Annotated in this window: 14 protein-coding genes; 12 read left to right on the top strand and 2 right to left on the bottom strand. The window is 38.1% G+C overall.

From position 1 onward, the window contains the following. The first annotated feature begins 11 nt into the window (after nucleotides 1-11). The 10 genes from Q0064_RS02600 (at nucleotide 12) to Q0064_RS02555 (ending at nucleotide 11,938) form a co-directional block, all read left to right on the top strand. The gene (locus Q0064_RS02600; RefSeq protein ID WP_298143881.1) at nucleotides 12-1,496 is read left to right on the top strand and encodes an outer membrane protein transport protein; all 1,485 of its coding nucleotides are present in this window, start codon (nucleotides 12-14) and stop codon (nucleotides 1,494-1,496) included. Nucleotides 1,497-1,965: 469 nt separating this feature from the next. Further along, nucleotides 1,966-3,282, top strand: a complete 1,317-nt coding sequence (rimO, locus tag Q0064_RS02595; RefSeq protein WP_298143879.1) for a 30S ribosomal protein S12 methylthiotransferase RimO — start codon at nucleotides 1,966-1,968, stop codon at nucleotides 3,280-3,282. A gap of 448 nt (nucleotides 3,283-3,730) precedes the next feature. Then, complete coding sequence (locus Q0064_RS02590) at nucleotides 3,731-6,193, top strand: hypothetical protein (RefSeq protein ID WP_298143876.1); 2,463 nt, start codon at nucleotides 3,731-3,733, stop codon at nucleotides 6,191-6,193. 10 nt (nucleotides 6,194-6,203) lie between these two features. Further along, the gene (locus tag Q0064_RS02585) at nucleotides 6,204-6,824 is read left to right on the top strand and encodes a hypothetical protein (RefSeq protein ID WP_298143873.1); all 621 of its coding nucleotides are present in this window, start codon (nucleotides 6,204-6,206) and stop codon (nucleotides 6,822-6,824) included. Between the two features lie 193 nt (nucleotides 6,825-7,017). Beyond that, a complete protein-coding gene (locus Q0064_RS02580) occupies nucleotides 7,018-7,488 on the top strand; it encodes a hypothetical protein (protein WP_298143870.1) in 471 nt (156 codons plus the stop codon). Further along, the gene (locus Q0064_RS02575; RefSeq protein ID WP_298143867.1) at nucleotides 7,446-7,991 is read left to right on the top strand and encodes a hypothetical protein; all 546 of its coding nucleotides are present in this window, start codon (nucleotides 7,446-7,448) and stop codon (nucleotides 7,989-7,991) included. Before Q0064_RS02580 ends, Q0064_RS02575 begins: the two co-directional genes overlap by 43 nt. Nucleotides 7,992-8,029: 38 nt before the next feature. Beyond that, nucleotides 8,030-8,653 carry a hypothetical protein gene (locus Q0064_RS02570; RefSeq protein WP_298143864.1) on the top strand — a complete coding sequence of 208 codons (624 nt, stop codon included), beginning with the start codon at nucleotides 8,030-8,032 and terminating at the stop codon, nucleotides 8,651-8,653. A 244-nt stretch (nucleotides 8,654-8,897) separates the two neighbouring features. Continuing rightward, nucleotides 8,898-10,553 carry a hypothetical protein gene (locus Q0064_RS02565; protein ID WP_298143861.1) on the top strand — a complete coding sequence of 552 codons (1,656 nt, stop codon included), beginning with the start codon at nucleotides 8,898-8,900 and terminating at the stop codon, nucleotides 10,551-10,553. An 86-nt stretch (nucleotides 10,554-10,639) separates the two neighbouring features. Next, complete coding sequence (locus tag Q0064_RS02560; protein ID WP_298143858.1) at nucleotides 10,640-11,110, top strand: hypothetical protein; 471 nt, start codon at nucleotides 10,640-10,642, stop codon at nucleotides 11,108-11,110. Between the two features lie 234 nt (nucleotides 11,111-11,344). Further along, the gene (locus Q0064_RS02555) at nucleotides 11,345-11,938 is read left to right on the top strand and encodes a phosphodiester glycosidase family protein (protein ID WP_298143856.1); all 594 of its coding nucleotides are present in this window, start codon (nucleotides 11,345-11,347) and stop codon (nucleotides 11,936-11,938) included. A 315-nt stretch (nucleotides 11,939-12,253) separates the two neighbouring features. Here Q0064_RS02555 and Q0064_RS02550 read toward each other — a convergent pair whose 3' ends face one another. Next, the gene (locus Q0064_RS02550; RefSeq protein ID WP_298143853.1) at nucleotides 12,254-13,327 is read right to left on the bottom strand and encodes a serine hydrolase; all 1,074 of its coding nucleotides are present in this window, start codon (nucleotides 13,325-13,327) and stop codon (nucleotides 12,254-12,256) included. Between the two features lie 81 nt (nucleotides 13,328-13,408). On the opposite strand from Q0064_RS02550, the gene Q0064_RS02545 reads away from it, so the two are divergent. Both Q0064_RS02545 and Q0064_RS02540 read left to right on the top strand, forming a co-directional pair. Further along, the gene (locus Q0064_RS02545) at nucleotides 13,409-13,834 is read left to right on the top strand and encodes a hypothetical protein (RefSeq protein WP_298143850.1); all 426 of its coding nucleotides are present in this window, start codon (nucleotides 13,409-13,411) and stop codon (nucleotides 13,832-13,834) included. Between the two features lies 1 nt (nucleotide 13,835). Then, on the top strand, nucleotides 13,836-14,123 hold the full coding sequence (locus tag Q0064_RS02540; protein ID WP_298143847.1) for a DUF721 domain-containing protein: 288 nt from the start codon (nucleotides 13,836-13,838) through the stop codon (nucleotides 14,121-14,123). Between the two features lie 191 nt (nucleotides 14,124-14,314). On the opposite strand, the gene Q0064_RS02535 is transcribed toward Q0064_RS02540, so the two are convergent. Then, nucleotides 14,315-14,734, bottom strand: coding sequence for a nucleoside-diphosphate kinase (locus Q0064_RS02535; protein WP_298143844.1), 420 nt, complete (start codon nucleotides 14,732-14,734; stop codon nucleotides 14,315-14,317). Between the last annotated feature and the right edge of the window lie 22 nt (nucleotides 14,735-14,756).

Genomic DNA, 14,756 nt, shown 5'->3' with positions numbered 1-14,756 from the left:
AATCATCAATCATGAGAAAAATTCTGCTTTGCGCGAGTGGACTTCTATTGACGTGCTCCATTCAAGCACAATCAGTCACTGATGCCTTGCTATATGGATTAGATAATACTAACGGAACTGCACGTTTTCGCGCCATGGGTGGAGCTTTTGGTGCACTTGGTGCTGATATGTCGGCACTGTCCTTGAACCCAGCCGGTTCAGCATTGTTTACATACAATCAAGGAGCTGCGACATTAAGTAGCGTTAATTCTTCGGCAAAAAGTGTTTATTTCGGAACTAATGCTAAAAACTCCGACAGTACCCTAGACTTAAACCAAGCTGGTGCAGTGTGGGTTTTTACGGATAAAAGCGGTAAAAGCGATTGGAAATCTTTTTCATTAGCACTGAACTACGAGAATCAAAACAATTTTTTAAACGCACAAACTGCAGTTGGTACTAATCCAACCACATCTGTAGATAGTTATTTTTTAGACTTTGCGCAAGGTATACCGCTCGGTGTATTAACTAACAGTAATTTTTTAGATCTCGATTACCAGCAACAGCAAGCTTGGCTTGGATACGAGGGATTTATTATTAATCCTAATGCAGATAATACCACTTACAGCAGTAATCTTACCGCTCAGAGCAACTTTTTTCAAAGAAACTCGGTGGCAAGTAATGGACTAAACGGAAAATTATCCTTTAATTTTTCAGGATCGTATAAAGATCGATTGTATTTAGGTCTTAATCTAAACACTCATTTTACCGATTATACAAGAAGATCTTCGTTCTATGAAGATTACCGCAATTCGCCGGGCCATGATAATAATGCTGGACTACAGAATGTAAACTTTATCAATGAGTTATACACCTATGGCAACGGATTTTCATTTCAAGTAGGTGCCATCGGAAAAGTTACTAAAAACTTTAGAATTGGTGCGAGTTACCAATCGCCAACATGGATGCGCTTTACCGATGAAAATCGTCAGATTTTACGAGTAACTACCGCAGAAAACGGAGGCTTTTTCGCGGATCCTAACGTAACTATTGTTTATCCGAGTTATCGCCTTAGAACACCTTCGCGACTCGGTTTAAGTGCTGCATACGTTTTTGGAAAGCACGGAGCCCTTAGTTTTGATTACGGAAGAAAAGATTATGGTAATTCCGAATTTACCACTTCTTCCCTATTCTTTGACCAGCAAAACCAAAATATAGAACAGCTTTTAACCGCAGCTAACGAATATCGGGTAGGTGGCGAATTGAATGTAAAACAATGGTCGATTCGTGCGGGATATCGCATGGAAGAAAGTCCGTACAAAGACAGCCGTGCTTTAGGTGATGTCACCATGTATTCAGGCGGTTTGGGCTATAACTTTAGACATTTTCGTATCGACTTAGCTTACACGCTTATGCGCCGAGAAGCAGCTACAGGATTTTTCGAACAAGGACTCACCAGCCCGGCGCAATACCGCTTAAAAAACAACAATGTTTCAGTGACCTGCGTTTTTGCCTTGTAACAAAAAGAAAAGTGATCTACGAAAAGCTGCACAATAGTGCGGCTTTTTTTATGCTTTATACGTTTGAAAAATCGGCTAATGGAAAATGATTTTCGTTAGGTTGAGACGACTGCAAAAGAGCTTTTACGGCTTTACTTTTTCGTTTTTGTAATATTGCAATATTATCTCGTGTAATAAATTGCAATTCAATTATTTAAATAAACTTCAAACAGAAAAAAATACACGAATTAACATCTGCTCTTTCAATCAAAAACGTTACTTGCGGTAAGGACAGCAGCGGCATCCTTTTGCCGGAGGAACGAAGGCAAAAGATATAGCGAATGGCCTGACGGCGGTTAATGCATTTCCACAAAACGTGTACCGCCGGACCGCCCAAATAAAAAACAACTCCATTCGGCTTCCACAAATTCCCGCATTTAAATGGCAGATTCTAACAAATGAAGTACTTTTGCAGTCCAATTTCGAAACCTTGAGAACAAAAAGTTTAAAGAAGAATAAAATCAACGTGATTACGCTGGGGTGCTCTAAAAATGTGTACGATAGCGAAGTTTTGATGACGCAATTAAAAGCGTCGGGGAAAGACGTTGAGCATGAAGCGCCGCGTGATCGAGAGGGAAATATTATCGTAATTAATACCTGCGGTTTTATTGATAATGCGAAAGCAGAATCGGTTAACACCATTTTGGAGTACGCTGAAAAAAAAGATCGTGGCGAAGTTGATAAAGTATTTGTAACAGGTTGTTTGTCGGAACGTTACCGACCCGATTTGGAAAAAGAAATACCTAACATCGATGCATTTTTTGGCACAACCGACTTGCCATTGTTGCTAAAAGCTCTAGGCGCCGATTATAAGCACGAGCTTTTGGGCGAGCGACTTACCACGACACCTAAAAACTACGCATATTTGAAAATTGCCGAAGGCTGCGATCGTCCGTGTAGCTTTTGTGCCATTCCGTTGATGCGCGGAAAACACAAATCGCAACCCATTGAAAAACTGGTTGCTGAGGCCAAATCGCTTGCTAAAAATGGCGTTAAAGAACTCATTTTAATCGCGCAAGATTTAACGTACTACGGTTTAGATTTATACGGAAAACGCACCTTAGCCGAGCTTTTACAGGCATTAGTCGAAGTAGAAGGCATTGAATGGATTCGACTACACTACGCCTTCCCTACCGGCTTTCCGATGGAAGTGCTCGACTTGATGAAAGTAGAACCGAAAATTTGCAATTACATCGACATTCCGTTGCAACACATTTCCGATCCGATTTTAAAATCGATGCGCCGAGGAACTACAGAAGCTAAAACGACCGCTTTGTTGCAAGAATTTCGCGCGCGTGTTCCCGAAATGGCTATTCGTACCACGCTTATCGTTGGCTATCCGGGCGAGACCGAAGCCGATTTTGAATGCCTGAAGAACTTTGTGCGCACCATGCGTTTCGATCGGTTGGGCTGTTTCACCTATTCGCATGAAGAGGATACGCATGCTTTTCAATACGAAAACAACGTTCCGGACGATGTGAAAAAAGCGCGAGCTGCCGAAATTATGGACATTCAATCGGAGATTTCTTGGGAATTGAATCAGCAAAAAGTAGGTAAAACGTTTCGTTGTGTGATCGATCGCAAAGAAGGCGGCTATTTCGTTGGACGTACGGAATTCGACAGCCCAGATGTGGATAACGAAGTATTGATTGACGCCAGTGCCCATTACTTAAAAATTGGCGAATTTGCTGATATAGAAATCATTGACGCCGCCGATTTCGATTTATACGGCGTTCCAGTAAAATAATTTTTTCGGGTAGCTATTCCCGCTTTTCCTCCAAGTCCGCTTTTTCACGGCTGTTTTTTAATGGCTTTGCGCACGGCTTCCGTTGGTTGCCGCCGCAAAGCCTTAAAAAATCGCCGTTCAAAATGCGTGCTTTCCGTTCAATCGGGGCTAGAAAATACGTTACTAACGTTTGGTGGAAAAAATACCTATAAGTAGGTAGTTTTGGGTTGTAGGGATTGTTTACTTTAGCGATTTAAAAGAGTTAGTTCTATTAAGCACTAATATTAGAGATAAAACAAGTGTTTAATTTAGCCTTTTCAAAATACGCAAAACTTTTTAAGAGCAAAGTGTTATAATTGAGTATTTTACAAATGTTTTTGAAAATTGTAACGATGAAAAAAACTTCGCCAATCGTCAAATTGGCAGCAATATTTGACACCGTGCATAGACAAATAACAGACAACAGAAAATGACTTTTGAAGAATTTAAAAAACAGTTAGACAGGGCGACAACGGAAGAAGTTGTTAAGGCGACCTATGCAACATATTTCAAAATAAAATACAACACTTCGCATCATCACGACCTCTATACACCACAAGTATTTTTTGAGTTTAAGGCAGACAAGAACTTTCATAACTTAAAAGCACTTGCGACAATTCTTGCTCAATCACTATATTACATCAGACGACTGAAATACGTTGAAGTAGAGAAAGCTATCCCGTTTTTCATTTGCCTTGCCGACAAAAACGAAGCAACTTTAACAGAAACTCGTAAGTGGACAACTTACTACACCAATGACGCTTACAATTGGGAACGACCAGCAAGTAAGCCCGACCCAATGCTTGTTGACCATTTGGTTAAAGAACCCGAAACAGGAAAACTTCACGTTTATTCAGTTACTAAAAAACAAGAGCAAGAAGCATTTAAGAAAAACCTTGACAACGCTTTAAATCCTCAAATGATTTTGGATTTTGGCGACAAGAAAGTAATAAACGAAGAAAACTTTGAAGCCGTTTTTGAGCATTGGAAATCGATAATCGGTCCTTACATAGTAAACGGCTACAAGCCATCTTTTTATTTCCTCGCCAACATTCAGCGAGACAAAGTAATCATTGACAAAGACAACAGCCGAGTAGTTTTCACATTTGAAGACAAGAACTCAAAAACGCAAAAAGTCCTGATGAAGGACTACGATTATTTTTGGAGTATTTACGACTATGTTGAAAATGCTGAAACTATAAATGGTATTCACGCAAAACTTGACCGACTAACAGACGAAAGCCAAAGAAGATTTGAAGGTGAATTTTACACGCCTTTGCGTTTCGGACAAAAAGCCATTCACTATTGGAACGAAGTGCTTGGAAAAAATTGGTATAAATCAGGCAAATTTAGAATTTGGGATATGGCTGCCGGAACCGGCAACCTTGAATATCACTTGCCTGCCGAAGCGTACAAATATTTGTATATGTCCACGCTTCACGGTAGCGAAGCAGACCACTTGAAAAAAGTATTTCCAAACGCAACTTGTTTTCAATACGACTACTTGAATGATGATGTAGAATACGTTTTCAACAAAGGAAATTTGCCATTTGAACCCAATTGGAAACTTCTCAAAAAACTAAGAGACGAATTAAACGACCCAACAATTACTTGGATAGTTTACATCAATCCGCCATTTGCAACGGCTCAAGTTGGTGGAGCAAAAGGCGACAGTAAAAAAGGAGTAAGCAAAACGAAAGTTGAGCTTGCAATGGATAGAGAAGATACTGGACACGCCAAACGTGAATTGTTTGCCCAGTTTATGTTTCGTATTGCTCACGAACTACCAAAAAATTCCTATTTGGGAATGTTCTCTAAATTGAAATACCTGAATGCTCCTGACAGCATAGAATACAGAGACAAGTTTTTCAATTTCAAATTCGAGAAAGGTTTTTTATTCAAGTCAACTACTTTTCACGGAGTTAAAGGAAAATATCCAATCGGATTTTTGATTTGGAATTTATCTAAGCCAAGAGAAAAAAAGTCAGTCGAAATAGATATTGCAAATGAAGATGCTCAGACAATTGGAGTAAAATATTTGCAGTTAATTGAAAAGAAAGACGTTTTAAATAATTGGTTTCCTCGACCACAAAATTCTAATGACTACATTTTGCCACCAATGAGCAATGGCATAACTGTTAGAGATGGAAACACAGATACAAGACACAGAGCAAGACCAGATTTTTTAGCTTCGATTTGCAGTAAAGGCAACGACTTTCAAAATAACAACTACGTTTCTATACTTTCCTCGCCAAGTGTAAGTGCGGGAGCGTTTACAGTTATTAAGGAAAATTTTGAAAAAGCATTGACACTTCACGCAGTTAGAAAAATTCCAAAACAAACTTGGCTCAATGACAGAAACCAATTTTTAATTCCGCATACCGAACCAACAAAAGAATTTTTAAACGATTGTGTAGTTTGGAGTTTGTTTGCTTCATCAAATGAAACGACAGCTTTAAAGTATGTTCAATATTTAGGTAGCACTTACCAAATAAAAAACAACTTCTACCCTTTCCGACTCGAAGAAATTAAACATTGGGAAATCAAAGACCCTGATTTTAAACTTCAAATCGTAAACGACCAAAACCGTTTTGTTGCGGATTGGCTTTCAAAAAACGAATTGTCTGACAAAGCTAAACAAGTAATCGAAAAAGCCAAAACAGTTTACAAACTCTTTTATGCAAACCTTAACCAAATGGCAACAAACAAATGGAAAATTGACAGTTGGGATGCAGGTTGGTATCAAATCAGACGTTGCTTGACCGAACACAATTTAGCGATAGACGAACTAAAAGAATTGAGCAAGGCAAACGAACAACTTGCAAATAAGATTCTACCACAAATAGAAGAGTTCGGCTTCTTGGACAAAGACGAAGTTTACGAAACAATATAACAATAATAAAATGTCATTAGAACAAAAGAAAAAGAACAGATTTTTATTTCTCAATTGTCTTTACGAATCATCAAACGGTGACACAGGTGCAATGTTTGATATGTGGGAAGTTGGCACAGAATTAAAGTTGAATAGTGATGAAACGAGCCAAATAGTAGATTATCTTATTGGTGAACATCTAATAGAATCAAGGGCTTTAGGTGGTATTATCGGACTAACTCATTGGGGAATTAAAGAAGTTGAACAAGCTATTGAAAATCCAAGTAAGCCGACAGAACATTTTCTACCTCTCAATATCATCAACATTGGGACAATGAATAATTCAACCTTACAACAAGGAACAACAAATTCTACAATAAATTTCACTTACAACGCCCAGACAGCTGTTGACATTGAACAAATTGTTTCACAACTCAATGACATCAAAGACTCATTAAATCTTTCAAACGAAAATCAAAGCGAATTATTAAGCGAACTTCAGACGATTGAAATTCAGAAGAAATCAAGCAAACCGAAAAGCATAATAATTACGGAATCATTAAAATCAATAAGGACAATTTTAGAATCTGTTGCAGGTAACGCAATGACACCTGTAATCATTGACCAAATTTCAAAACTTGTAGGACAATAACACTCTGACAACGAAGCAACAACAAACGACCGGAAAAGAAATACTGCTGCCAACAAGCGGTTTGGCGTAATGGCGCGTGCAGTGCTAAATTCAACGGTATTTCTTCGATTGAACTTTTGTGCTTCGATTTTCGCCGCTTCGCCAATCTGAAAACGTTATGTATAATTTAACGCAACCGCAATAAATTCAAGACATGAAAGAAAAATTCAACAAAACATACGATTTACTTTATGACATGTATCCGGACGGATATTTTGTTCATAGATTTTCAAGATTCGATAAAGATTTTTTAGGTTTTACGAAAATCTCTTCAGAATTAAGGGAATTTTATATCAGACAAGAATTAATAATTGAAATAATGAAAAGAGAAATCCTTGATTTTGAAATTCAAAAAAAATCTCCATTTAGACCAGATGCAAAATATTTTTTGATTACTAACTTTAACAATATGATAATCAAACCTATTCTGTACCAAATTTTAGAAAATGACAAAGAAATATCTGAAGATATACTTCGTGAATATGTTACTTCAGACATTAAAACTATAATGTATAATAGTTTAGAAATAAAAAAAGAGCAACTTATAAGCGGACACGACATCTTAAAATCAATTGATTCTCTGTGGCCAAAATTGCTATCAACAAAAATGGAACTTTGGGGATAATGGAAAATCAAAGACTAGCCGTAAATACAGGAGTAACTTTAAGTAGTAATCTAATAAGTGCTTGTTTATCTATGATTGCGATAATTGGAGCAATTTTCCTTTTTGTGGTTGAAAAGCGTGAAGTTGGATTGTTATTTTATTTGTCAATTTCACTAAGTTTTACAATGTTCTTATTTAGTATTATTTTCGGCGGAAAAGGGATTGATATAGCAAGAAAAAAAGCATATCAAGACTTATTAGATTTAGATTTCTCAAAATCAAAATTCAACTTACAAGCAATCTTTTGTATTCTTGGAATATGTTTCTGCATTTTGAGCTATGTATTTACATCAGAAAAAGTTGAAAAGAACGAAGAAATTAAAACATTAAATGAGAATATCTTAAAAATGATACAGCTTAAAGAGAGTGAGAAAAATCAAACCAAAGAACTCATTAACAAGGTAAATGCATTGGAAAGTAAAATAAAAAAACTTGAAACAGAAAAAAGTGTTGAAAAGAAATAAACTGTGCCTATCAGCCGTTTCAAGAAGTGGCGAAAAATGTGCAAAATTCACATTTTTGTTTCGCAAAAATTTATAATCTAAGAGAAAATAATCAACTACGAAGCTTGCAACTGACGCCAATCGCCAAATCGTTACTCGTAATATTTAAACAGCCCATGCGTAAAGCTAAACCAGAAATTCTGATAGTAACAATACTCTGGATAATTGTAATAATTTCAATTGCTCGAAATCCACAATTTCGTGCTCAATTTATATTTGGATTAATAAGCTTAATTTCAATTTCTGTTGCTTTAATAGTTCGAAAAAAGGACTTGAGTTTGGGAATACTTGCATTTTCATTATTGCTCTCAACATTTGATGCGGTTAAATTCAGTGAAACCTTTTCAGTTCACTTCGGTTTTATTAGTTTAATTCCATTCACTTTGCTCTTAATTTTGGTTTTCTCAAGATTCAGCGAATTAATGATTCTTAAAGACAATTGGTTTGGAGAAGATGCGACAGAAATACAAAAAGCAAGAGTAAATAAGATTGATTTTTTTAAACGCGAGTTTCGAAAATTATCTTCTGAAGAACTTTTAAAAAAAATGAATCACGACAACACGGTTGAGGAAGCTAAAGCTGCAATCAAAGAAATTTTGACTGAGAGAAACGAGAAATTATAATCTTGAAAAAGTACTAGTGGTGATAACCCTACCCGTTACCCAACATCATCCCAAAGCCTAATTTCTCAAAGCAACTACAAAAACAATCTCAAATAAGCTCTTCTGAGACATCGTTATTTTAAGTTGTTTTTTCAAAATTTCAAAATCCAAAGGCCCCACTCCGCAAACTCTGCCTCCAAACAAACTAACGTCGGCAAATAATACGTACTTTTAGTACATTCGTTTGCGAACTAATTTTGTTTCCATGCAACACCTTTTAAAAACAGTTCTCACGCTTTGCCTCTTTTCCTACTCGGGATTTAGTCAGTCCGAATTAAAACCAACCGACTTCGACGCGCGTTTCTACGATTACTTAATTAATCAGACTACGTCTATCGATTTGAATAGCGATGGAATTCTTCAAAGATTAGAAGTTGAACAAATAAGCAACTTACAGCTAAAAAATCTCGATGAAAGTCCAATTTCGTTGCGCGGAATCGAGCACTTCAGCAACCTGGAAACACTTGTTTTAAAGGATGTTAATAAAGAGACGCTCGACTTAAGAGCTTTAAAAAAAATACGGAACCTCTTTTTCGAAAATTGCCGGTTTACAAATGTGTCTTTAGATGGCTTAGTACAATTAACCGAACTACAAGTTGGTCGTGGAAACGAAAAACTGCGCAGTGTTTCGTTAAAAGATGCTAATAATTTAGCGGTTTTGACGATTGAAAACGAGAACAATCAGTTGAAAGAGCTGGACGTACGCGGTTTGAAATCGCTTAGGCAGATCAGCTTGTATGCCGATGTTGCATTACGCAATTTAAATTCCGATAACCTGCAAGAACTCAGTTGTCATTTTAAAGCATTTAACAATCTAAATACACGCATCAAATCCCAAATTGAGACGCTGAAACTCTATTCTGGGCGTGAGTCTGTGAACGTCTCAGATTTTACAAACTTACAATCGTTTACAGCAGAAAATAAGGGAGAAGCAGACGCCAATCCACACGTACAAATAAAGCACTTGACTTTTGAAAATGTACCTGCACTGAAAGTGGTTTACTGCGCAAGAATCGGTCTCGAAACTTTGCAATTTACCGAACTAACAGCACTAAATTTCCTTAACTGTGGTTTCAACAATATCAGCGATTTACCAGAAATAAAAATCAATAATTTATCCTGTCCAGCAAATAAGCTAACGCGCATTTCAAATAAAGTCTTGGATGGCCTCTACAGTTTAGACTGTAGCGCAAATAATTTGAGCGAGTTAAACTTGAAAAACGCAGTCCATTTAACTTCATTGGACTGCAGCGCAAACAAATTACGAACTTTAGAACTTGGCAACTGTAAACAATTGCAGCGCTTAACTTGTAAATCAAACTTGTTGGAAGCATTAGAACTTATTGATTTAGAGCAGCTATACTATCTCGATTGCAGAAACAACGCTACACTGAAATCGCTCGTCATGCGCAACGTTTATCTACAAGAATTCCTTCCGTCCGAAGCACTAAATTATCTCTGTGTTGACCCTATTTTCCTCAACAATACGAAGAACTTTTTCTACAATCCGGCATTCCAAATAAACAGTTCATGTTTGGTTAATGCCAGTATGGCTCCGCTCACAGAATTAGATCTTTCCTCCATGGAAAAAGCCATACGTTTCCTAGAGAAAGCCATCAGCAATAACGACGAACTTGCCTTAAAACACTGTTGCACACGTAAAGGTTTTGAAGAAATCAAGCGTTTGAAAAATAAAGACTTTGGAACCTTATTGTTAGAGGCATTTACAACAGGATACTACCAAACTCCCAACGAGCGCTGCTACACAATTTCAGTAAAATCTGGAGCATACAGATCGCAACACAACTTCTACCTACGATTTGGCGAATGGATATTCGACGGACCGGCCGCTTATCAATAACTAAATAATGTTCCATTTACTGCAGCGTAGCGATTTTCTCTGATAAAATTGTTAATTTACAATCGGGAAATAATAAATGAAAAGTTATGAAGGAATGGTTTAAATACGAATTTGGCTACATAAATATTGATGACCACTGCATCTACTTAACTAATTCGGGAAATTGGAGTGAAACTCGCGATATGAGTGAGAAATCAAAGAAAACCGATGCAAAAGCCGATTCCAAAAAGTCGAGCGTACTTATATTTTTTATCGCAGTCTCGGCTCTTTTTTGTTATTTAATATTTAGAAACTTGGAAATTGGACGAATGAGCATAACACTAATTCTTTTAGTGACTATCGGAAGCTATTCGATTTATAATTACTTAAAAAGTGACATCGGATCGAAGTTCAAAATTCCCCTGGATAAGATTGCGCTTATTGAGGTTAACAACGATACGTTTGTCATTCATTTCACAGATGGAGAATCGAAAGATAGTACTTACAAAGTATCAAAAATTGAGAAAAAAGGCGAAAAAATTATCGCCGAACTCATCGAAAAAATCAACAACAAGTAGCTTATTTCGAGCAACTTGCACAAAAGCTTCATCACTCTTCTGGAGCAAATTTAAAATCAGTACTATTTCCAAACTAAATCCTTCAAATTGCATTCAAAATTCAAAAATCTACTACCTGCTTTTCTATATCTATTAATTATACTACCAACAAGTTACGCAGTTAAACAGCTTCAGTATAAAACAAATCCCGAGATTCTCGAGTATACAGTTAATCCCAAAATTTCGAATATTAATTTGTTCTGGAAAGACGAAAAAGGCACTAGATTAGGCAATTTCACCAATCTTAAAAATCACTTAGCGCGCAATAAAACCAAACTACTTTTTGCTACAAACGCAGGGATGTTCAACAAGAGTTTTGCGCCGCAAGGACTTTACATTGAAAAAAATAAAGTGCTTAAGGAAATCGATACCAACAACGGAAATGAGAATTTTTATTTGAAACCTAACGGTGTGTTTTACATAACAAATACCAACGAAGCTATTGTATGCAACACCACTGATTTTCAAACTACTACCACAGTAAAATATGCAACGCAATCGGGTCCACTTTTAGTTCACAAAGGCAAAATTCACGCGGCATTTAATCAAAATTCTACCAACCTTAATGTCAGAAACGGCGTTGGAGTTTTACCCAACGGTCATGTAGTTTTTGCGATGTCGAAATCTCCGATAAACTTTTATGAATTTGCAAAATACTTTCTGGATTTGGGATGCAAAGAAGCTTTATACTTAGATGGTTTCGTTTCCCGTACCTACCTTCCTGAGAAAAAATGGGTTCAAACCGACGGAAACTTCGGAGTAATGATAGGTGTAACTTCAAAAAGCTAAATCATTCGACGAGAAAATGCGAACTAATTAACTGTCAATTAGCTAGTTTCTAAATTTTTGTTGCGTGCAAATAAATCAACTTCCTCGAAAAACACACCTAATAAAATTGCAATTACTTGCTTTAGAACTGTAATTTATTTTCAGAAGCTAATCCGGCTGTTCGCTATAGTCCGCAAAAAATACGGTTCGTTCAGCGGGCACGTATCGGGCTTCTTTGGTCGCCCGTACCTACCCCTTCACGATACCGTATTTTTTTTACGGGCTGCCGCTGCCATCCGGGCTAGAAAATTCGTACCCGGAAATCGCTACCATCAATTATTGTATTACCGCATTTATTTTTTGCCACAGCGCATCGTCAAAATCCGATAAGGCAAAGTTGGTTCCGTCGGCCGAATCGCCCATGCGTATAATCACGAGCTTTCGAGAAGGAACGATGTAAATTTTTTGATCGTTTTTACCTAAGGCACAATACATATCTGCCGGAGCACTCGGAATCAAACTTCCATTGAATTGGAACTGCACTTGTGGCAAGCGGTACGAGCTTTCTCCGTTAATCCACCACATATAACCGTACGCCCGATTCAAATTTTGCGAGGTTTGAGTAGCAGCTTCACAAAACGCTTCGGGTACTATTTGCTGATCAAACCACTTTCCTTTTCTACTCATCAACAAACCAAAACGTGCCATACTTTTTGTATTGCTTCTGTACACACTCAAGTCTTCACCCGAACTAAACCAAAATCCGTTCATACCAATTTTATCGCGAAGGTTCTCGTTAAAATATGTAGCCCAGGTTTTGTTTGCAACCTCCGAAACAACGTCTTGCAATTTCACATAAACATTGTGATACGCCCAACGTGTGCCCGCATCGGCAACGTACTGTAAATTTTCTGGCGCTACACTATCTCCCAACGAATCGTCGAGACCGCTGGTCATGGTTAGCAAATTCGAAACTTTAATCAATTGCTCTTTGTTTGTGGGTAACGACGTCCAGCCTGCGCCTAAATAGGTCGAAACTGCTGCGTTTACATCGAGTAATCCTTGCTCGGCGGCAATTCCGGTACAAGCCGTTGTAAGTGTTTTTCCTGCGCTGGCCCAATACCAAAGCGACTGTGCCGAATGTCCGTTAAAATACTGCTCACTAACAATTCTTCCGTCGTACAAAATCATGAAACTTTTGGTGTTTTTGAGTTCCAAAAAGTCGTACAAATCCGAAAATGCTGCTGTATTCCAGCCCAAAGATTCGGCCGTAACTGTCTCCCACGTAGCGTCGGTAGTGGGATAATACAGCGTGTCGGGCTGCGGATTATTATCCGAATCGTTGTCGCCATCGGAACTGCAAGCAAATAATGCCAAAACAAAGACAAGTGGTAGTATTGAAAGTTTCATTAGGAAAAACATTTATAATCGTATGACTATTTCCTTTAGCAAAGGTTTAAAGTACGGCAATAATTAGATAATTTTACAGCTATGAAGCTTTTAATTAAATCGGCATTTTTATTTGTTTGCCTTGGGGTAGTGAGTTGTAAAGATAGCATTCCGGAATCGGATTTGGCTTACTTAAACGGCTATTGGGAAATCGAAAAAGTAGAATTACCCGACGGCGATAAGAAAGAGTATAAAGTAAACGAGTCCATTGATTTCATACAGGTAAAATCGCGCAACGGCATTCGAAAAAAAGTGTATCCACAAATCGATGGGCGCTATTTAGTTAACGAAGTTCAGGAACGTTTTACGATTGCCGACAGTGCAGGAACTTGGTTATTGCGCTACGAAACCCGTTACGGAAAATGGTCGGAAAAAATCATTGCTATCGACAGCTCTTCCTTAGAAATCGCAGGAGCGGCAGGAGCGATCTATTTTTACAAGCGTCCGCAACCTTTTAGTATCAAGTAAGATGAAATCCAACGAAAATTCGATTGCAGCCGTATTGCAAGAACTCATTGCACGAAATAAATGGCAACGCGGGCTCGACAAAACCGAAGTTCCGGCTGCTTGGTTCGACGTGATGGGATCGGGCGTAAAAAGCTACACACTCGCGGTCGATTTTAATGAAGGTACGTTGTATGTGCAATTGTCGTCGTCGGTTTTACGTCAGGAGTTGCAATTCGGAAAGGATAAAATTGTAAAGATGCTTAACGAGCACTTACGTCGGGATGTTGTTAAAGAAGTGGTACTTCGTTAGGTAACGTTTTTCTTGCAGCAGGGATGGCAGTGAAAATCCTGCCACGAGCGGCTGTTGCCGAGTGGCAGATTGGAGCGAACAGCCCGGTGCCGACCACGGCGATTTTCGATGAAGCAGCAATTTTGGGAGGCAGCTGACATAAAAAAAGTCGACCCTAAAGCCGACTTCCCTATTTCTAAACGTACTATAAATTAGAATATTTCACGACCTGCGAAGTGAAATGCTGCTTCGATGGCTGCATTTTCGTCGCTATCTGAACCGTGAACGGCATTCTCACCGATTGATTTTGCGTATGCTTTACGGATGGTACCTTCTGCAGCTTCGGCTGGATTGGTAGCGCCGATAAGTGCACGGAAATCTTCTACGGCATTTTCTTTCTCAAGAACTGCTGCTACGATTGGTCCGCGTGACATGAATTCTACTAATTCTCCGTAAAACGGACGTGCAGCGTGCACAGCGTAGAATTTTTTCGCATCGGTTTCCGACAAGTGCGTTAATTTCATTGCGACGATTTTAAAACCGCCGTCGGTGATCATTTTCAAGATGTTTCCGATATTACCTGCTTCAACTGCGTCAGGTTTAATCATCGTAAAAGTACGATTCGTTGCCATGTTTTTAAATTTTCGGCAAAAG

This window comes from Flavobacterium sp. (assembly GCF_027490375.1).
Taxonomy (GTDB): domain Bacteria; phylum Bacteroidota; class Bacteroidia; order Flavobacteriales; family Flavobacteriaceae; genus Flavobacterium.
The sequence above is the reverse complement of the archived record's forward strand: the minus strand, read 5'-3'. Positions and strand labels throughout refer to the sequence as shown.